We start from the raw sequence: 20,150 nt of genomic DNA on the forward strand, positions 1-20,150 counted from the left end.
CAATATGGGAATTAATAGCCTCAAGCTCATTGCGAGCTAGAAACTAAAGAATATACCATAATTTTTTAGATATATACCACTGAGCAAATTTTATTAACAAAATTTTAGCAATGTGGCAAACGACTGAGCCGATCGAATTACCTTTGAAAGCACTTCGCGAAGACAAGCTTAACACTGCTGAGAGATTTGTTGTCACTCGGCCCTGCAGTCGATCGGCACAATGCACAAGCACAAGCCGGAAAGCACGGCATACAGCGACAAAATCCGACTGCAACTGCCTCGAAGCTGTCAAAGGTCAGCATGATCAGCAAAATCGACATATTCCGAGCCTAAAGGTGCTCTTAGCGAGCAAAACCGACGCCTTCCCAGCAAACTTTTCTGCTACCCCGAGATTATTGTACCATTAGTATCTAGCCATAAATACCAATAAAAGGCTATGATAAAAGGTTACTCAAACCGAGTCAACGGGGACAATCCCGAATCTCGGCATCCCAAATCGCAAATTGTTTGAGGTTTTTTCCAAGTCGGTGAAAGATGAAGAGACCGTGGCGCGTCACCACGGTAGCCAAAGTTGGGGTTACGGGTGTGCGGCTCGCCGTTCAAGCGGGTGAAGGCATTCATTTCGTGCGATCGCACCTATCCCGAACAGGAATCGACATCCCGCCCAGGAAACAGGAAAGCAGACGCAGAATTGGACAGCACTTGCAGTTGATAGAAGCGAGCATTTGGTGCGGAAGTACCGACTAACCTATCATAGGCAATAGAAGCGAGCCGAAGACAAAAGGTTAATTAACAGTTGTCAGAAAATATTAGTAAATTATTGACGGACTCGCATTCAGATTATTCTATCTATTGGCATCGCTGCCGCCTGACTTCAATCTTTTTTCGGTAAAGTTTCTCCCAAGCCGCATTCCCAGAGGTTCCGCCCTTGAATTCTCAGAAGTACAAAATTCAAGCACTGATTGCTGAGATTGACGAGGTACTCAGCAAGCCCGCGCCCCGCTTGCCTTGGACGGGTTCGATCGATACTGTCCACCAGCGCCAACTGTTAGAGCGAGTTCGCGCTTATCTGGTTTCGTCAGACTCAAAGCTAGCGGCCCGGAAGGCGCCCGCCCGCCCCAATGTCAGCCCGCAACCAGTTCCAGTGCCCAAAGTGCCTCTGCCACCCCCTCGCCCCTCAGCAGCAGAGCAAATCATGCTTGCCGTAACCGGAGAAATCAGCCACCTACGTTCAAGCTTGACGGGGCCGCTCCAAGAAGACATAGAAGCTCTGCGGCAACAGCAGCAAACTCTAATTCAAGAAATCAAACAGCTAGAAGCAAAACGGCAGCAGCAACAATCCCTAGCTCAGCAACAAGCAAACCAACAGCAAATCATTTCTGAATTCTTGCAGGTACTGACTGCCCGCTTGGAAGAAACCTTGACTAGCGATTTCTCCCAAATTCTAAGTTCCCTAGAAAATCAGTTATTGCAAAGCAGCGCAGCACCTAACTCTTTGGGCACTGCACAATCAGAACAATCGGCTCTTGAGGTAACACTTAACCCACAAACCTCAGAAGAACACCCGCTGCTGACGCCGGCTCAGAGGTTGGAGCAAATGCAACTGTTCCAATCTCGTGCTGACAGTCTGCTGATGAGTCTCGATTCTAGGATGGGTATCGTGTTCGAGGCTTTGCAAGCAAATCTGCAAAGCTATCAAGCTTCCTTGGGACAAGAACTCGAAAATATGTACGGTTTGAGCCAGCAGAGCGAGGCGATGTTTGCGGCTTTCGTCAACCACTTGGCCGCACAGTTGGGGCGAGAAGCGTCTTCCTACGTTCAACAGCCGATCGATTTAGCAAATCTCGAAACAGTCACCGCAACTGCAGCAGATCGATCTCCTGTCGCTCCCGCCCTCTCAAATACTGCTATCGACCAGTCAGCCCCCGATACTCAGGGTGGAGACTTGGTGCAGTCCAATCCCACCGGCGAATTCGGAGAACAAGACAGATTGCCCTACGCCGGTACAGAAATTTCTCCACAATTCGGACAGTTGAGGCGCGATCGCGACCGCATTCACACCCCTATTTTGCTCCCCGAGTTGGAAGATAATTTGTTCGGTTATACACCCGAAAAATCTCGAACGCCCACTTCATTTCCTGGCGCTGAATCGGAAAATAGGTTAGCAGGAAGAGACGAAGATGTTGAGGATTTGTATGCAAGTTTATTCGCGGGAGAAGCGGTCGCCGAAGTAGAATTAGAACTCGAAACTCTTCCGCCTCAAAATACTGAATTTGAAACCGCAAGTGAGGCTGTACAATATCAAAAAGCGGCGTCGGACAATGAAACTGCCGACTCCGTAAAAATGACAGAAGATTTGTTTTTAAATCTGCTGGATGAAGGGGAACCTGGGGAAGATATTTTAGTAGATGAAGATTCAGAGTTTGTAATCGGTAATGCTGGAGAATCTCTAACTTTAGATAGTGCCGATTTATTTGAACCGCAAGTAGCAACAGTACCTCAAGTTTCAGAACCACCAGCCTCAACCGCCGAGGTGCAACTTGACGCGGATGATCGAGAAAATATAGAAACGGCTCAAAACCGAGGCGAGCAGTTCGGCGCTACAGTGCCTCAATCAGCACCTGTGCCGTTGAAAACGCCTGCCGAAATTAGCCCAAACCGCCCCAGTGGCACGCCCCATGTGCCGAGTGTCGGCGATGTTCAAACTGGTGAGTTCGACTCATCCTCGCAGCGGCTCGATGATGGCTACATCCAAGCTTCGGCGGACGAGGATTTGCTGCCGGTCGAGGCATTAGAAGATGACCTCGATCGAGCTCTAAATTTGGACAACAATACTCTGGAACTGTTGGAGACAGACCTCTACAATCTGGAGGGATTGGGAAATACTAGCTTCGGGCGATCGAATTTCTCAGCCACTAACAGCTTGGATTTATCGGCGAGTTCCTCCGAGGAGGGCGGTGCAAAAAATCCCTTTGTCGAGGTTGCAGAGGAAGAACTTGGCACGCTGGAGGATTTGTTCTCCGATGTGTTGGAACTCTCACCTGAGGATGAACCCTTTGTTTTGGAAAACGAACTTGAGGATGACTTGTTTGCTGAGGAAGATGACTCGAATTTGACGCTAGACGAAATTTTGGCTACTTTAACCGAGACTGATCGACCTTTGGCTGATTCTCCCCCTCTAGAAACTACCCAAATCAACGAACTGCGATCGAGTCCTCCAGAAAGTAAAAAAAAAACGTAATTTCGACAGAGAGTAAAGCAGGATTTGTTGAGGGGAAAACCGATTTTAGCGAGTTAGCCGGGACACAGCAGCAAGAGTCGGCGCCTCCTTTTGTTGCAGGTGCGATCGCCCAATCCCGAGAACGCCCGAATTCTAGCTGGTATTTGGGCATTGATTTCGCCTCCAGCGGGCTGTCGGCGGCTTTGCTCGATCGCACCAGTGGCCAGTTGCACCCGATTTACTGGGAAGCATCGCAGGCTGAGGCTTGGGCAGCAGACGGCAGCTTTCGGATTCCCTCGGCTGCGGTGCTGGCGAACACAGCCCCAGGAAGCCGAGGATCAGAGGTGACAGTCAAGTCGGTGGGATTCCGACCCCAGGCTTTGCCTGCAGAAGAATTTTTACTGGAAAATTTTAAATTGCCTTTAAAGGTGGGCATTCCTTATCAGCGGGAAGCGGAGGGGATGTACGAACCGCTTTTGCAGTGGTCGCCCTTGCAGGCTTTTTCGATCGCCTTGCCGCTGCAAGGTGTGCGGGCGCTGCTGGCTACTTTGAATCCGAGGAAGCAGGGGCAAAAATTTGCCGAATCAGGGGAAACTTTGGATTCTGCAATGTCGAGGGCGAATTTTGCAGGATTGCCAGTTTCTAATTTAATCTGTAGGGCTTCGGGACTGACGCCAGAAACTCTTGATGCGGCGCTTTTAGACTTGCGGGGTGTAATTTTGGGGACTCCGGCGGGTTGGTCGGATGTTTATAGGTTTAATCTGCGGGAGGCTGTTTTGGGCGCGTCTCTGGTGGCTTCGAGTTCGCAAATTTTTGTGGTGGAAGATGCGATCGCCACTTTGCTTGCTGCTGTAACTCCTGTAAAAAATGCTAAAGAAGTGCCGTCGTCAGCCGTGGATTCTGCTAAGGACGCTGAAGAAGCTGCACCGCTGAGTGTGAATGCTTCATCTTTTAGCGGGGGAACTTTGATTTTGAATGCGGGGGCGGCGACGGTGGAATTAGCTTTAGTTGAGTTACCGTCCAATCTTCAAGATTTAACTCGTGCTGATTTTACTTGCCACAGTTTTGCTTTTGCTGGCGATGCTTTCGATCAGGATATTATCTGTCAGTTGTTGGCTAAAAATGAAACTTGGGGAATGTCGATCGATTTGCCACGTCCGGGGCATCCAGATTTGCCGAGCCGGTATCAATTGCAGCAGCAGTTACAAGGTTCTGCTTTTGGCCTGCAATTGTTAGAGGCGGCAAGGCAAATAAAAGTTATTTTGCAACATCAAAAAAGTTTTGTTTTGGATATTGACGATCACCATTGGGATGTAAAGCGCAAAGATTTTGAAAGTCTAGTTTTAGTGCCTTTTGTGCAGCAGTTGAACCGCGAATTGAATGCTTTGCTCAGCCGCGCCGGAATGTCGCCGGTGGGGATTAATCAGGCGATTTGTGCAGGGGGTATGGGTGCTTGGTCTGCGATCGCCCGCTGGTTGCGGCAGAAGCTGCCGAATGCGATCGTCGTTCAAGACCAGGAATTGCAGGTCGATCGAGATATTTTTGAGATTCACAATTCTACATTAAATTCTGTATCTCAAAGTACCAATTTTTCCCAAAAAATTGGTCGCGTTGCCTGCGGGTTGGCGAGTTTGGCTCTCTACCCTCAAATTTTGGATGTGTCGCAGCAGCAGTACAGCGACTTTTTTCTGCTGTGGGAATTAATGCAGGTTTTGGGTGACGAAACTCTGAGCTTTCAGAAAATTTTGCAGTTGTTGGAACGCCAGGGCGTGAATACCCGCACCTGCGAACCCCGGATTCTGCGGATTTTGGAAGGAAATTTGCCGGCGGGAGTTGTGCCTGCGGAGGAAGATTTCATGCTGTTGGCCGAGGAGTCGAGACAAAATCCCGATTGGGAAGCAATTTTGGCCGAGCCACTTTTCTTTGAAGATGTCTCACGGGGCTATCGTTTGAATCTCGAACACGCCTCTGTTGTTCGCGAATATTTAGGTAAACTCGCTTCTAGCAGCCAGCAAAAATTGTTAGATCCGCTAACACTTGCTTGGGATGTTCGCACAGATATTTATCGCTAAACGGCAAAAAACCCGGTTTCTCAGTAGAATCCTCCCTGTCTTCCGGGAAGAGTCCTAGTCGAAACCAGGTTGTTTTGCGTCCAGGACTAACTTTTTTCTGTAAATTTACGTGAATTTACTTAAAGTTTATAGGTTTTTATAAAAAATACATAGAAACTTTATAAAAGTGTGATTGCTTTTTAAAGATTGTGCAAAGCTGAGTATTTCATGTTCTCCAGATTTGGGATGGCTAATAAGATGGACGTAAGAGATCGTTGAAGTTGAGACAAATCATATGAAATTTCCGATGGATGCCTCGTCGAAATCATCATTATCAGAAATGCTGTCCTTATTCTTTCAAGAATTTACTTACAAAATCTGTGTATCAAAACAACAGCACCACCGATCCGTAACGAGCAAGGTAAAGCGGGCGATCGATATTTTGGGCTCGCTGCTGGGACTGGCAATTACTGCTGCGGTAGCGGTGCCGGTGGCAATGGCGATGCTGTTGGACAATCCTGGCCCGCTGCTGTACAGTCAAGTCCGCTGTGGGGTGAAAGGTCAGCATTTCAGAATGTGGAAATTTCGATCGATGGTTGTCGGTGCAGAAAATCTCAAACATTTAGTTAGCAACCAAGCCAAGGGTCACATTTTTAAGAATGAAAATGACCCGCGAATTACCCGCGTCGGCCGCTTCTTGCGGAGTACGAGTTTGGACGAGTTGCCTCAATTCTGGAATGTGTTAGTTGGCGACATGAGTTTAGTGGGAACTCGACCGCCAACTCCCGATGAGGTTGCTGCCTATGACGAGTTCCACTGGCAGCGTTTAAATGTCAAACCCGGTCTGACTGGGGAGTGGCAAGTCAACGGACGGTCTGGAGTTAAAGACTTTGACGAGATTGTCCGTATGGATCTCGACTATCAGGGTAAGTGGTCTGTTGTCTACGACATCACTTTGATTTGGAAAACAATTTGGGTGGTCTTCAGCAAAAACGGTGCGTGTTAATAGATTTGCTATTTTGGGGTGTTTTGGGATTTTAAATTTTAGGAAAAAAAGCGGATGAAATAGTAGGAAACGGATTAAATATATGTTAATAGAATTAGCAATTGGTGACGCTTACGGTGCGGGTTTTGAATTTGTTGACCAGCAGACGATCGAAATGTACAACAATCTCAACGGTTACATCAAGCATCCCCGTCACGAGATCCAGCCTGGATGTTACACCGACGATACGCAGATGAGTTTAGCCGTCGCAGAAGCTATCGTCAGCCGAGAACCTTGGACACCGGAACTTTTAGCCAGCAAATTTGTTGCAGCTTTTCAGCGTGATCGACGATTTGGTTATGCTGGCAAATTTTACAATTTTTTGCTACAAGTTCAAGACGGAAAAGAATTCTTAGAAAAAATTCACTCCTCTAGCGATAAAAGCGGATCGGCGATGCGAGCAGGCCCCATTAGCATTTTTCCTAGTATTGAAAAAGTAATCGAAAATGCTACCATTCAAGCTGCAATTACTCACAACACTCCTGATGGTATTAAAGCAGCTATAGCGGCCGCTTTGATGTCCCATTACTTTATTTATCAGCTAGGTTTAAAGAAGAACTTGGGAAATTTTCTAGAAAAGCACGTAGCTGGTGAGTGGTCGATACCTTGGCAAGGAGAAGTCAGCGTTAAAGGTTTGGTCTGTGTTAGAGCAGCTATTACTGCGGTGATGCTCCATGATAGTATGAGCAAACTGCTCCAAGCTTGCATTGCCTTTTCGGGAGATGTCGATACAGTAGCAACTATTGCTTTAGCTGCTGGTTCCTGTAGCAGTGAAATTGCCCAAGACCTGCCAGAAAATCTGGTACAAGGATTAGAAAATCTATCTTACGGCAGAGATTATATCATAAAACTGGATCGACAGTTAATGAATTGCGCGATCGACTTCTGACTTCTTCCTGATATCTGTTACATCCGTTACACTGCGCGTTGCCGAGCTTCTTTCTATTAGGATTAAGGCCAACTCTCACAAATAGGGTTAATTTTTATGTATGTAGTTGCGCTTTAGCGCTCTTAGCTTAGGAAAGAGCGCTAAAGCGCAACTACATACCTTTGTTTAATTTTCCAGTTTGCCTTAGTCTTATCTATTATGAATTGGCCTAATTTGATTACTTTTTATCGCTGGCTGGGAATGCCTTTTGTGCAGTAGTTTAACCACGAATTGAATACTTGGGTCAGCCGTGCAGGAATGTCGCCAATGGGGATTAATCAGCCGATTTGTGCGGGGGTTATGGGTGCTTGGTCTGCACCGCTGGTTGCTGCCGAATGCGATCGTGGTTCAAGACCAGGAATTGCAGGTCGATCGAGAGATTTTTTAAATCCACAATTCTCTATTAAATTCTGTATCTCCAATTACAAAATTGTCAGAAAAAAAAATAGTCTAGTTGCCTGCAGGTTGGGGAGTTTGGCTCTCTATCCTCTAGCAGCAATGCCAAAAATTGTTAGAGCCACTCACAATTACTTGGGAGGTTCGCACCGATAGTTATCGGTAAGTATATAAACTTATCATCGCCCTTAGAGAAAGATCGTAGGACTTACGCAACTGTCACACTTAAGTCAATTTGTAGGGTGCGTCAGACCTCGTTGTTATTGGGCGATTATCAAGGGTTTCAGGTTTCGGGCAACCTTACCAATTGTGCCAGTTGCGTAAGTTTTGAATAAAAAACAGCATACCCAGAACCCGCAGCACTTACAGCAGAATTCAGGAGTCAAGAGCGTTGCCCTGACGAAGGCCATAACAGCCAATAGTCAGAATTAGTTTGTGCTTTTTTCTGTAAAAATACTGGATTTTCTTATAAAAAATTATGCTTTTTGAGAATAAATTACCCAATCTTTATAAAAGTGTGCTTTTTTTTAAAGATTGTGTAAAGAAGAGTCTTTGCCGGTTGTGCGAAATTTGGGAGTCTCATAAGATTTAGCCAGATTCAGCTATTAAAAATATTTGAGTCTTTAGTCTGAAGTTAAGATTAATTGCTTCACACTATTCAAAATCATAAGTTTTCACTTTTTGGTAACTACACATGGTAGCGCAAAACTTTAGCAATCAAAACTTGGTCGGCAATAACTTTAGTGGGCAAAACCTGAATGGTTCCACATTCTTCAAAGCCCGACTGGAAAACGTCTTGTTCAGGCGCAACGCTCAAGGTACCTCCACTCAACTCAGAGGTACCAACTTTGAAGAGGCATTTCTGCTGAATGTAGATGCAACGAATGCCATTTTTGCTGCCAATGCCAGCTTTGGAGCCGCGAATTTTTCTAAAGCGACCTTAGAAAACGTCAATTTCAGTCGCGCCAACCTAACTGGAGTAAATCTGTCGCTGATCAGCACAAAATTCATCAACCTGTCCAACGCCAACCTGACCAATGCCATTCTCCATGAGGCCAATCTCAGCGGCGAACAGTCGGAGCGACCGAACCTAAGAGGAGCAAACTTTACGGGTGCTGATTTCTATAAAACTAAGCTGAAAGCGGCTGACTTTACGGGCGCCAATTTGACCAATGCCAAATTCCAGGGTGCTGAGCTGGATGGAACCTTGTTGATCAATGCGAACTTTACTGGCGCTCAATTCGACGCATCAACTAATTTCACAGACATTATCCTCAGCAACACCATCTTTGACCTGGCCAACCTGAGTGAGGTTAATCTGACGGATACCGAGCCACCCGCTGGATTGACACGGACAACTTCTCGCTTTCGCGGAGCCAATATGACTGGCTTTAGTGCCGAAGATGTCAATCTGGCTGGTGCTGACTTCAGCGCCCATGCAAATGGTACGCGCACTCAAATGGGCGGTGCTAGTTTCGCAGATTCTGAGTTGAACAACGCGAACCTGACTCAGGTGATTGCAGAAGGCATATCCCTGGACGGTGCTGATTTGAGCAATGCAATCATGGTTGGTGCCGATCTCAGCAATGCCAACCTGAGTGGAGCAATTCTCCTTGGCGCTAACCTGACGGGTGGAGTCCAGTTAGACAACGCTTTTATTGAGAAGAGCAATCTGGCGGGAGCCAACTTTACAGGGGCAAACCTGACAGGCGCTAACCTCAAGGAAGCGGCTGGGAATGACCTGACCAACTTTAGAAACGCCGATCTGTCAGGTGCAAACCTGGAAGTGGGGAGTTTTATCGGTACCAACTTCACCAATGCCAACTTCACCAATGCCAACCTGGGCAAAGCCAATTTCACCGGTGCCGTTATGGTCGGGGCGAACATGACCGGGGTCAATGCAGTCGATGTTGTGGGTCTGACGATCGGGACTGGCGGCAGCGATACCGCGACTGGAACCGGAGGCGACGATAATCTCTTCGGGCTCGACGGCAATGACGCCCTCAACGGCGGTGATGGGGATGATTACCTGGATGGCGGTAACGGTGCTGATATCCTGACCGGTGGCCCGGGTCAGGATGCGTTGTTTGGTGCTGCGGGAAATGACACCCTCACGGGTGGGGGTGGCAGAGATACCATTCACTACCGCAGCGGTCATGGTTCCGATCGCGTGAATGGTTTCACCCTCGGAGCCAGCGGAGACATCCTATCCTTCAGTGGCATTGCAGCGATCGATGTGGTGCAATCTGGCGCGAACACTCTATTACGATCGGGCAATGGCATTGCTGGCGATGCCGGTTTTGGCACAGGCGCGCTGTTGATCACCCTAGCTAACACTTCATTTACGGCAGCTCATATCAGCACCAATACCAACTCGACCAACAGGCCCACCTTCCAGTTCTCGTAACCTCAATTCGGAGTCTGTGTAATGGGTGCTCAGGGTTTATTTTTTCTATCGAGGCCTCGCTCCCCCCCTTTTTCAAGGTTGGAAGGGGGAGTTGTGAGGATTGCCAGCGGTAACGAAGCACCGAATTCTAGGGTGCATTAAAAACTTTGGGGCTATGTGCCAAGTTCACTTGATATACCTCACCGTCTCTTCATGAGCAGTGATTCTTTGACGCGACCTTGAGATGTGGTACCGAGGTAGTCTTACCTTCTATCCACGTTTGTTTAAAGTCTCCCAATGCCCTGCCTGTGGCGACTTGTTTACATTCTAGCATCAAGCCGTCAAGCGAAGGATGGGGTTTAAGGCCCAAATTTTCGATAACCACGAGAAATTTACATAACACTAGGAGAAATTTATGGCTGTCAGAAATGGAACTCCAGAATCCGATACCCTGACCGGAACCAATAACGCCGATATGATTCGCGGCTTTGGCAAGGAAGATCTGCTGTCTGGCTTAGGCGGTAACGATAGCATCTACGGTGGAGAGGACAAAGACACTATATATGGTGGTGCTGGAGTCGATCGCATCTACGGAGAAAACGGCGAAGACGATCTATATGGTGAGGATGGTAACGACAGCATCTACGGTGGGCTGGAGAAGGACAACCTGTATGGTGGAAGCGGAGCCGATCAACTCTTTGGAGATTCAGGCGAAGACTCCTTGTATGGCGAGGGTGGCAATGACATCCTGTACGGAGGCTCGAACGCCAACGATGCCAACGATGGCAAAGATTACATCGATGGTGGTGCTGGCAATGACCGAGTCTATGTGGGTTTTGAGGATACGGGGCTTGGCGGTGCTGGTAATGACACCGTTATTGGCGGCTTTACCGATGACGTGATCTACGGCGATGATGAAAAAGGCGAAATTTTTGGGGGAGCAGATTCCCTAGTTGGCGGCAGCGGCAACGACACCCTCTACGGAGAAGGTGACAGCTTAGCGGGCGGTGGCAACGATACCCTCGATGGTGGCGTAGGCAATGATACGCTGTTTGGCTATGCCGGAGATGACCTCCTCAATGGTGGCGATGGCATTGACTTCCTCGATGGTGGCGACGGCAATGACCTCCTCAATGGTGGCGCTGGCTCTAGCACCCTGCTCGGTGGCACTGGCTTAGAAACCATCACGGGTGGCGCTGAAGGCGACTTCATTGATGGCGGAGAGGGCAATGACAACCTCAATGGTCTGGGTGGCAATGACACTATCTATGGCGACGACGGAGTTGCTGAAACACTGGCTGGCAATGATGTCCTCAATGGTGGCGCTGGCGATGACTTCCTGGATGCTGGTGCAGGAGTCGATCGCATCATCGGTGGTGCCGGGATTGACCTGCTTTTTGGCGGCGAAGATGCGGAAACTCAAACCGCCCGCGACACGCTAACCGGCGGGGCTGACACCGACTACTTCCAGTTGCTGTTCACCGATTTTGAGCCCGAACCAATCGAGCCCGGTGAGCCAGTTGTTACTCCTCCTGCTGGTGACTACATCGTTGACTTCGTGAAAGGGACTGACTACTTCTTACTGGAGGGGATTACCTTTGAGCAGCTATCGTTCCAGAACATCTCGCTGACAGTTAACGGGGTTGCTACTCCGAGTACCCGGATCTACGTCACGCCTGAAGCCGGAATTCCGATTTCTCAAGCGGAAACGCTAGCGGTGGTTCAAGGAGTGCGTCAATTTAACGCCTCGCATTTCGTTGAGGAATCACCCTTTTAATTAACGGGACTTAAACAAATTTTAAGTCCAAACCAAGGGCAAACTGCCTTTATACGCGGTAAATAAGTTCAGGTTTTCTGGCCCCCACCGCACAAATCTATATTCTGTCCCTTGACAGTTTTTATCTCCTGCTGTCTCTTTAAAGGCAGCAGGAGTTTAGTCTTTGACCAGGAATCCGCAGATCCTTTTTCTTCATGCCAATTTCCCTGCCCTGTTTCGCCATGAGGTAGCCGCGATCGCCAAAGATTACCCTGAGCTAGTGAACTCTGTTTCAGAATTTTTCTAGCCAGTTACGATCGCCAATCGGGAGTAAAAATCGAATTCGAACGCGCGAGGCGACACAACAAATTGATCCGATAAATTATCCAATCTTGTGACAAGTATAATCAGAATGTTTTTTAATTAAGTAAATCCACCTGATTATAAGTCGTGTAAATGTTAAATTAAGGAAACCCTTGGTAAAGTAGCCCTTAATTTTTGATTTATGAATTTGCCTAATTTGATTACTTTTTCTCGCTTGCTGGGAGTACCTTTTCTGCTCTACGGTTTGTACGACCCAAGCGCGCAAAGCCGCTGGATTTGCACCGCGATTTTTGTGGTAGCTGCGGCTACTGATTGGCTGGACGGCTATTTGGCTAGGAAGTTGAATCAAATTACCGATTTGGGTAAGTTTCTCGACCCTTTGGTGGATAAATTGTTGGTGCTCGCGCCGCTTTTAGTGTTGATTGAGTTGGGTCGAGTCCCGGCTTGGGGAGTGTTTTTGATTTTTGGTCGGGAGTTGACAATTGCGGGGTGGCGTGTTAATAAAACTACGATTTCGGGAGCTAATATTTGGGGGAAGTTGAAGACGGTGAGTCAGATTGTGGCGATCGCACTTTTAATTGCTCCTCTGTCTGAAGCGTGGAACGTTCCGGCATTAATTGCTTTTTGGGTTTCGGTGGCTTTAACTTTGATTTCGGGCGCTATTTATCTGTGGCCTGAAAAGGAAATAAAGGAAAAATAAGGGGGGAGAAACTTAATTGTTTGAATGCAAGTTTGCATTTCTATCTGGATAAAAAAGAGGCGATCGAACTTTGATAAATATCAAAACGATCGCCTGAAATTCCCGTTAAACTAAGCCGAAATCAAGCGAGATTTCGGTTGAGGAATAGAACGCCCCAATTCCTGAGCCGTCTCAATCCACTCCTGCATAACAATCTCTATATTTTGTAGTGCTTCTTGATAAGTTTCGCCATCTGCAGCGCATCCGGGTAATTCCGGCACTTCGGCAATAAATGCTTTGTCTTCTTGACTCCAGTAGAAAATAATTTCATAGCGAAGCATCGTTTTCACCTCCTAGTTGGTGTTTGAGAATTACCTCACGAATTTGCCGGACTTGATAGGCTTTGGGTTGAAGATTTAGGATTTCTTCAACACCCTCTTTAGCAAATATGTGGTGACTGCCGCGAATCCGTTCCTCAAAGCCGAGTCTGCGTAAAAGTTGGCAAAGTTGAGCAAAGGGTATATTGGCGTCGCAATTACCAAGTAAGATTTTAGCTAGCAGTTTGTCTGGTTAACTCACGCTCTGTCCAAGTTGTCAGTTATTTTATGATGACATATTTCTGAGTGGGCGATCGAAAGTCATTCGTCAGAAATCAGAAGCCCGAATCAAAAATTCTGACGAATGACAAATTCCTTAATAATGACTCCCAGATTTCCGGTAGTGTACCGCTGTCACGCCGTCATTTTTCAGCAAATGACCGTTTTCAATCGCCGCATAAACTACCCAGTGATCGCCGCATTCCATCCGACTTATCACTTGGCATTCCAGATAAGCTAAAGCATCAGTCAAAACCGGACAGCCGTTGCTAGCTTCGATTGTTTCGACTCCCGCAAATCTGTCTTCTCCCGGAGCAAAGTTTTTCATGAAATACTTCCGCAACTGTCGCCCTTCGGCTAAGATATTGAGCACAAACTTATCTCCGGCATACATCAAAGCTTCGATCGATCGATCTTTCGCCACCGCAATCGTCACACCGGGCGGATTAAACGTTGCTTGCGACACCCAGGAAGCCAGCATCGCACTGGTGACATCCTCCCGCTTCGCCGAGACTACGCACAGCGAACCAACGAGTCTCCCTACTGCTTGTTCAGTGCGATCGCTCCCTGCCGCCAACTGCGGTTTCGGTGCCCGCAATTTTTGTGATCGAATCAAAGCTTGAGCAAAATCTGTTCCCGCTTCTTTGCACTCGTGAATTGTCACCGCCGTCGGCTTAAATTTGGCTCGAATCGGCTCAAATCCAATTCGATAGCCGGCATCTTTCAGCTTGTTTTCCACTAAGTCGATCGCCTCTCCACTCCAGCCAAAAGAACCGAAAACCCCCGCTAATTTGCTTTTAGTTGCGGTAGATAAAACAATTCCCAAAGCAGTTTGAATCTGCGTCGGAGCGTGTCCTGCTAGCGTGGGAGTTCCGATGATAAATCCCGCGCATTTTTCGATCGCCTCTTTAATTTCTCCTGGTTCGGCAAATTCGCAGTTGATACTTTCTACAGCAACACCGGCTTTAGTAATTCCTTTGGCGATCGCCTGCGCTAAAGTAGCCGTATTTCCGTAAGCCGAAGCATAAATCAAAGCAACTGTCAAGTCTTTTGAATTTTGTTGCTGGCTCCATTCCCGATACAAATTGCTCAGTTCATTAAGGCCGTAACGGACGATCGGGCCGTGACCGGGAGCATAAAATGCTGCTGGTAAATCGGCGAATTTATCCATTGCGGTCAGCACTTGTTTTGCCTGAGATGCGTGCAGGGAATCGTAATAATAACGTCGGTCTTCGCTGTAAACGCTCCACCCTTCATCGAATACTTGGTCGCCACAAACGTGAGCTCCAAATAGTTTGTCAGTGAACACGATTCGAGTGTGCGGATCGTAGGTGCAAAGTTGATCGGGCCAACGGGGAGTTGGAGTCGCGATGAATTTTAAGGCGTGACCTTTTCCTAAGTTGAGAGTTTCTTCTCCCCGAACAATCATAATGTTTAATTCTTGGTCAGGAAAAGCGGCCCGCAAACTAATTGCGGCGGGATTCGTGCAAACCAAAGCTACTTCAGGAGCTAATTCTAACAGAGCTTTAATTGTTACTGACCTGTTAGCATTGAAATGCCCCAAAATTATGTAATCCAGCTTGGTCAAGTCCACCCGTTGTTGCAAAAATTCCAGGTAATTTTCAGTAAAAGATTCCCCCGGCGGGTCGAACAAAGCAGTTTTGTCAGCTTGAATAATATAGCTATTGGCTGTCGTACCTTTTTGCAGCGAATACTCGACTTCAAATTTGAGTCTGTCCCAAGTGCGCGATCGCACAATAAAAGTATCGAGTGCGATCGGGATAAACTGCACGTCGCGAGGTTTGGCATCCGATGCGAGTCTAGGAGTCAAAGTATTAGTCATTTATTGCACCTATGAGAAACTGAACTACAGAACTTCTTTTGATTTCGTGCCAAAACTTGGTATCTACAATGTCAAACCTTGCGCCTCGACCCTGTAAATTGGTATCCAGGTCAGTCAGAAATTCCCTGGTTTTCAAATCATCCCCAATTTGGATAAAGCTCACTCCAATTTCTTCGTCTTGATCTATTTTATTTGCTGCACTTACAATAATTTCAGCGACAGCAGCGGTATTTTCTGGTTTTTGATCTAGGACTGCAACAATTATTGCTCCGTTCTTCCCTTTGGGATTTGGTTTGCTTGCGAAATAATCATTAAAAGTTGCTTTCAGAGCTTCTTCCAAATGAGTGGCAGTCGGCTTTGCTGAATCCGGTTCCGTATTTTGTCGCTGCAAAATTTCAGCTAACCGAGCAACATTTGAATTTTTATACTTCCACATAGGAGTAGAAGCTTCGTAAAGGGTGATGCCGTCGCTGTCAAATTCCTGACATTTTTTTGCTAAGTCAATCAGAGATGCCTGTGCTTCTACCCAATCCTCGTACCAAGGATGGTGAGGGTCTCTGCTGGCATCGCTTCTGGCAATAATAATTGTGTAATCTCGGTCTTCTAAAAGATTGGCCGGCATTGGCAATTCCCCTAATTAAAATGGAGTCTAAATGACAACGGTTTGCCCGGTTTGCTGCTTGTGGCGCACCCAACACCGAGAACCCGGTAAGGTGCGCCACAAGCACCCAAAGTTGAGAGTTTTTGCGTAGCCTATTGCGTCTTGGACTGTAATTGTAGGGTGCGTCAGTAGATAGTCGATGATGAAGTCGAATAAAACATCGGCTGACGCACCTTACTAATACGTTGGGGGTGTGTTAAATCAGACAGTCGATCAATAATATATCGTTGAATTTCCCCTTTGCACCTGACAACAGTCAACTGTCAACCGTCAACTGACTTCCTAATAGTGATTTCCGACTTTGCGGTGGTGAACGGCCGGCAGTGCATCGGGATTGGATACGCGGCCGCTATCGACGATCGCATATACGATATGATGATCCGAAAGTTCCATGCGGCTCACTACTTCGCATTCCATGTAAGCCAAGGAATCTGTCAGAATCGGAGAACCGTTGGTAGCAGGTTGAGTTTTCACTCCGGCAAAGCGATCGGCACCAGGAGCAAAACGCTTTAAAAAGTGCCTCATCAAGGTTTGATAATTGCCTTCTTCCAGCACGTTGAGAACAAATTTATCTCCCGCGTGCATCATGGATTCGATCGCCCGATCCTTCGCAACTGCTATTGTTAAACCCAGCGGTTTAAAGCTGGCTTGCGTTACCCAGGAAGCCAACATCGCACCGCTAACCTCGCCTTTTTGAGCGGTAATGATGTACAGTCCGCCGCTGATTCGTCCCAAAGCTTTATCGAGGTCGCTGTCGAGGGATTTCATCTGTTTGACAGCCTTGTCCCGCGTCAGCCACTGTCCCAAGTCGGTGCCAGCTTCGTCGCAAAGTTGATAACTCGCTTCAGTCGGTGATTCTTTAATTAAAATGTTGGGAAAGGCTTCTTTTAAACCCAACTCTTTGAACTTGTTTCTCAGCGGGTAAATAGATACGTCATCGCCACCGCCGGATTCGCACAAACCGAAAGATTGTTTGTTGTTAGCTGCAACTAAAATTGTGTTGATGGCGGCTTCGGCATTCACAGCAGCAGTACCGCCACTCGGTGGCGAACAAATTACGATGCCGGCAGCATTACCGACAAGTTCCGCAACTTCTTGCAAGTCGGCGATTCTCAAATCCATCATTTCCACGGCGACACCGGTTTTGGTGATACCGTGGGCGATCGCTTGGCTGAGTCGATCGCTAAATCCGTAGTCGGAAGTGTAAAATACCGCTACAGTGGTTTCTGCCTTAGCTTGCGCTTGGCTCCACTTTTTGTAGCGTCCGGTAAGTTCGACTACGTTGTGCCGCAACAGCGGGCCGTGACCGGTCGCAACTGTACCGATTTCTCCCAATTCTGCCATCCGCTTCATCGCACTGAGTACCGATCGAGCATTGGGAGCCATCAAACACTCATAATAAAAGTGGTAATCTTCCTCAACTGCTGCTAAATCGTCATCGAAGGTGCTGTCGGAACAGTAGTGCATCCCGAAAGCGTCGCAGGTGAACAGCACTTGAGTTTTGCTGTCGTAGCTGAAAATAGTATCAGGCCAGTGCAAGTTCGGCGCCGATACGAATTCGATAATGTGGCCGTTTCCTAAATCTAGTTTGTCCCCGTTTTTTACTACCAATCGCTCAAATGGTTGGTGTACAAGGTTTTCTAAAAATTGAATTGCTACTTTCGCCCCCACGACAATCGCTTGGGGTGCCAGCGCCAACACGTCTTTGACTAAACCGCTGTGGTCTGGTTCGGTGTGGCTGATAATTAGATAGTCAATCTCTTTCGGGTCAATTTCGCCCGTCAGAGTGTCCATGTATTGCTGGCGAAACTTCTCGTGCGAGGTATCGACGAGGGCTGTTTTTTCACCGCGAATGATGAATGAGTTGTAAGTTGTACCGTTTTTGAGTCCGAATTCGATGTCAAAGCGGTCTCTATCCCAGTCCAGGCATCGAATTGCCGTTGTGTCAGGGGCAATTTCGACCTTTTCCACCGTCAATCTGCGTTGGACTCGTTCAGTCAGCGCTACCATCAGTGCCTCCTTGTCTTTTACCCATTACCTTATTGTTTCCATTCTGACACGTTTCTTTTGTAAATCTTTATCAAATTTCCTATCACTCAGTTAAGCATCCCAAAACCGATCTCTATCTCTTGACAAAAAGCAAATATGTGTGCTATGGCAACCGAGTTCGATCGGTGTGGCGATCGAGGTACTGAGTTTTGCAGGGAAATTCCTATCCAGCAGTCAATTAGTTAGTAGCAACTTAAAAGTTATACAAAATGTGCAGTAAGATGATCGAATAAAAAAATCCCAAATCCACAGGGCAACATCGATTAAGTGATGTAAAGCTACGTCTGAAAGTTCCTTTGATAAAACTAATTTGGGTTGGCAATTAGGACAGTCGCAACAGCGATTGCAGGAATGGTGGGAAGTAAAAACTGCCCAAAATATACCGAATGTCAAATTGCCCTCTTGGTTTGATTCCCCCATCTTGGGGGCGATCGCTAAAGCCACCATTTGGTTAATCTTAGCATTGCTCGCAGTCGGGGCGAGTTGGCAGATTTGGCAACTATTACGTTTTTATATTCATAATTTAAAAAAGAGGAATCAAACAACTGATGGAAGCACGAAAAAAACAATTAAAGATTTGTCCGTAGCAGAGTGGTTGTTGCGATAGCAAAATTTGCAGCAACAAGGGAAATACCGCCAAGCTTACCGCTGTTTTTACATGGCCTTGTTGCAGCGGTTAAATGATGCGGGAACCGTGGTTTACCAACCCAGCCGCACTGATGGCGAATATTTGCAATTAATCGAGCAATTACCCCAGCCAGCGCCTTACGAAACTTTGATAAAAATACATCAGCAACTATGATTTTGGGAATAGGGAAGCTTCCGCCTCAACCTTTGAACAGTGTCAGCAAGCTTATCAACAAATTAAGGATTAAGTAGGTAAGCGCAAAAAACAATAATATCCAATCGATAATTTTAGGGGCGGGTTTTACCTATAATAATTGCCAAAAACCGACAATCTCAAAAACCCCCGCCCAATAGCCAATTGCCATCTACTTTTTTCAATATACAAGGGTTCAAGGTCGTACTCGAATAACGGGCGTAGCATCTAAGAGTACGACCTTAAAAGGGTGCTATAAGACTGAATTAACCAATGGGTTGAAGGCGACGAAACTAGCACCAGCAATGGGATTCTGGTCAAGGCCGCCCACAATCAGCCCTGTAGGTGAATCCCATTAGTTGTCGGTGCCAGCGACTGTCACACAGCGAAGATTTTACCCGCGTACCTCACTTTCTTGAAAAAAGCTGTAGTGAGGAGCCACACTGATAAAAAGCATTTAACTACTTGCGGGACCTATTAGTAGAGCAAGGATTCCTCGCCCTACTAACAGCCTTAAAGCAGAGTAATTGTATTGCTTCCCTGAGTGCCGACATTCGCACCTGGGCCAAAGCCTAAACCCACCGACCCACCAGTGAAACCAAGAGGATTGTTAATCGTCAGACTAACGCTAGTTTGACCGGGATTAAAGTTAACCGTGCCTCCAGTAAAATTCCCCAATGGATCAATGGTGTAGTCTATGGTGTTTAGAGGTACACCAGGACCACCAGCAATCAAATAGTCGACCGAAGCCGAAACCGAAGTATTGCCAGTCCGATTAATCATCACAACTCCTGTACCACCATCAATAATAGGATCAGGAGACGAACCGTAAAAGAAGACAGTCGGAGCCACAAAAGTAGGATCAATAATGCTCAAAACTGCCAGTGACGGACTAGCCAAACTGCCACCACTCAAGAACAAATTCACCGTTTCAGTAGGCTCAGTGAGACTGTCAAATAAAGCTCGAACCGGAACTTGTACGCTAGTTTGTCCGGCTGCAAAAAAGATCCCTTGAGTCACACTGGCGTAATCCGCCGCCGTAGCCTGAGCACTACCGTCACCCGTGCGGAACAAAATCGCACTCGCTGCCGTAACGTTGCCACTGCGATTGATGGTAATCGGCGCAGTGCTGCCCTCGTTGACGCTGTAATTAGCCGCACTGAAGAAATAGTTTGGAACAGCCGTTGACGCCGGAGTTGTCGCCGTCGGCGCCGGAGTGGTCGTCGTCCCAGTTGGCGTCGTCCCAGTTGGCGCCACAACATCATTAATCGTCAAAATTGACGGACTACTGCCGACATTGCCACCGAAGAGCACCAAACTCACCGTTTCCGGCGATTCCAAAATCAAATCACTCAAAGCCGTCACGGTGAAACTAGCGGTAGTTACCCCCGCAGCA

General features: G+C 47.3%; 16 protein-coding genes. 11 read left to right on the plus strand and 5 right to left on the minus strand.

Going from position 1 to position 20,150, the window contains the following annotated elements; genetic code table 11:
• Positions 1–534 precede the first annotated feature (534 nt).
• From QUA74_RS09515 to pgsA, 9 genes are all read left to right on the plus strand, one after another.
• Positions 535–747: a hypothetical protein gene (locus QUA74_RS09515; RefSeq protein WP_333327353.1), complete on the plus strand. Its 213-nt coding sequence runs from the start codon at positions 535–537 to the stop codon at positions 745–747.
• Between the two features lie 181 nt (positions 748–928).
• A complete protein-coding gene (locus QUA74_RS09520; protein ID WP_333327356.1) occupies positions 929–3,241 on the plus strand; it encodes a hypothetical protein in 2,313 nt (770 codons plus the stop codon).
• Between the two features lie 143 nt (positions 3,242–3,384).
• Complete coding sequence (locus QUA74_RS09525; protein ID WP_333327359.1) at positions 3,385–5,292, plus strand: hypothetical protein; 1,908 nt, start codon at positions 3,385–3,387, stop codon at positions 5,290–5,292.
• A 274-nt stretch (positions 5,293–5,566) separates the two neighbouring features.
• Complete coding sequence (locus tag QUA74_RS09530) at positions 5,567–6,277, plus strand: sugar transferase (RefSeq protein WP_333327362.1); 711 nt, start codon at positions 5,567–5,569, stop codon at positions 6,275–6,277.
• A gap of 82 nt (positions 6,278–6,359) precedes the next feature.
• Entirely contained in the window at positions 6,360–7,205 is an 846-nt protein-coding gene (locus QUA74_RS09535; protein WP_333327365.1) for an ADP-ribosylglycohydrolase family protein, read from the plus strand.
• A 289-nt stretch (positions 7,206–7,494) separates the two neighbouring features.
• Positions 7,495–7,632: a hypothetical protein gene (locus QUA74_RS09540; protein WP_333327368.1), complete on the plus strand. Its 138-nt coding sequence runs from the start codon at positions 7,495–7,497 to the stop codon at positions 7,630–7,632.
• Between the two features lie 702 nt (positions 7,633–8,334).
• Positions 8,335–10,047 (plus strand): pentapeptide repeat-containing protein, encoded by a 1,713-nt coding sequence (locus QUA74_RS09545; RefSeq protein ID WP_333327371.1) that lies wholly within the window; start codon positions 8,335–8,337, stop codon positions 10,045–10,047.
• A gap of 454 nt (positions 10,048–10,501) precedes the next feature.
• Entirely contained in the window at positions 10,502–11,803 is a 1,302-nt protein-coding gene (locus tag QUA74_RS09550; RefSeq protein WP_333327544.1) for a calcium-binding protein, read from the plus strand.
• A 484-nt stretch (positions 11,804–12,287) separates the two neighbouring features.
• A complete protein-coding gene (pgsA, locus tag QUA74_RS09555; protein ID WP_333327374.1) occupies positions 12,288–12,806 on the plus strand; it encodes a CDP-diacylglycerol--glycerol-3-phosphate 3-phosphatidyltransferase in 519 nt (172 codons plus the stop codon).
• Between the two features lie 110 nt (positions 12,807–12,916).
• Here pgsA and QUA74_RS09560 read toward each other — a convergent pair whose 3' ends face one another.
• The 4 genes from QUA74_RS09560 to QUA74_RS09575 form a co-directional block, all read right to left on the minus strand.
• A complete protein-coding gene (locus tag QUA74_RS09560; RefSeq protein WP_333327377.1) occupies positions 12,917–13,126 on the minus strand; it encodes a type II toxin-antitoxin system HicB family antitoxin in 210 nt (69 codons plus the stop codon).
• Positions 13,127–13,478: 352 nt separating this feature from the next.
• Entirely contained in the window at positions 13,479–15,224 is a 1,746-nt protein-coding gene (locus QUA74_RS09565) for a diflavin flavoprotein (RefSeq protein ID WP_333327379.1), read from the minus strand.
• Positions 15,217–15,846 (minus strand): hypothetical protein, encoded by a 630-nt coding sequence (locus QUA74_RS09570; RefSeq protein ID WP_333327382.1) that lies wholly within the window; start codon positions 15,844–15,846, stop codon positions 15,217–15,219. Before QUA74_RS09570 ends, QUA74_RS09565 begins: the two co-directional genes overlap by 8 nt.
• A 321-nt stretch (positions 15,847–16,167) precedes the next feature.
• Positions 16,168–17,895, minus strand: coding sequence for a diflavin flavoprotein (locus tag QUA74_RS09575; RefSeq protein ID WP_333327384.1), 1,728 nt, complete (start codon positions 17,893–17,895; stop codon positions 16,168–16,170).
• 349 nt (positions 17,896–18,244) lie between these two features.
• Between QUA74_RS09575 and QUA74_RS09580 the strand changes: the two genes are divergently transcribed.
• A complete protein-coding gene (locus tag QUA74_RS09580; RefSeq protein ID WP_333327387.1) occupies positions 18,245–18,541 on the plus strand; it encodes a hypothetical protein in 297 nt (98 codons plus the stop codon).
• A 6-nt stretch (positions 18,542–18,547) separates the two neighbouring features.
• The gene (locus tag QUA74_RS09585; RefSeq protein WP_333327390.1) at positions 18,548–18,736 is read left to right on the plus strand and encodes a DUF4129 domain-containing protein; all 189 of its coding nucleotides are present in this window, start codon (positions 18,548–18,550) and stop codon (positions 18,734–18,736) included.
• Between the two features lie 531 nt (positions 18,737–19,267).
• Here the strand turns inward: QUA74_RS09585 and QUA74_RS09590 are convergent.
• Positions 19,268–20,150, minus strand: an 883-nt coding sequence (locus tag QUA74_RS09590) for a Calx-beta domain-containing protein (protein ID WP_333327393.1), incomplete at its 5' end; no start/stop codon positions are given.

Source organism: Microcoleus sp. LAD1_D3, from assembly GCF_036702135.1.
In the GTDB taxonomy this organism is placed as follows: domain Bacteria; phylum Cyanobacteriota; class Cyanobacteriia; order Cyanobacteriales; family Microcoleaceae; genus Microcoleus.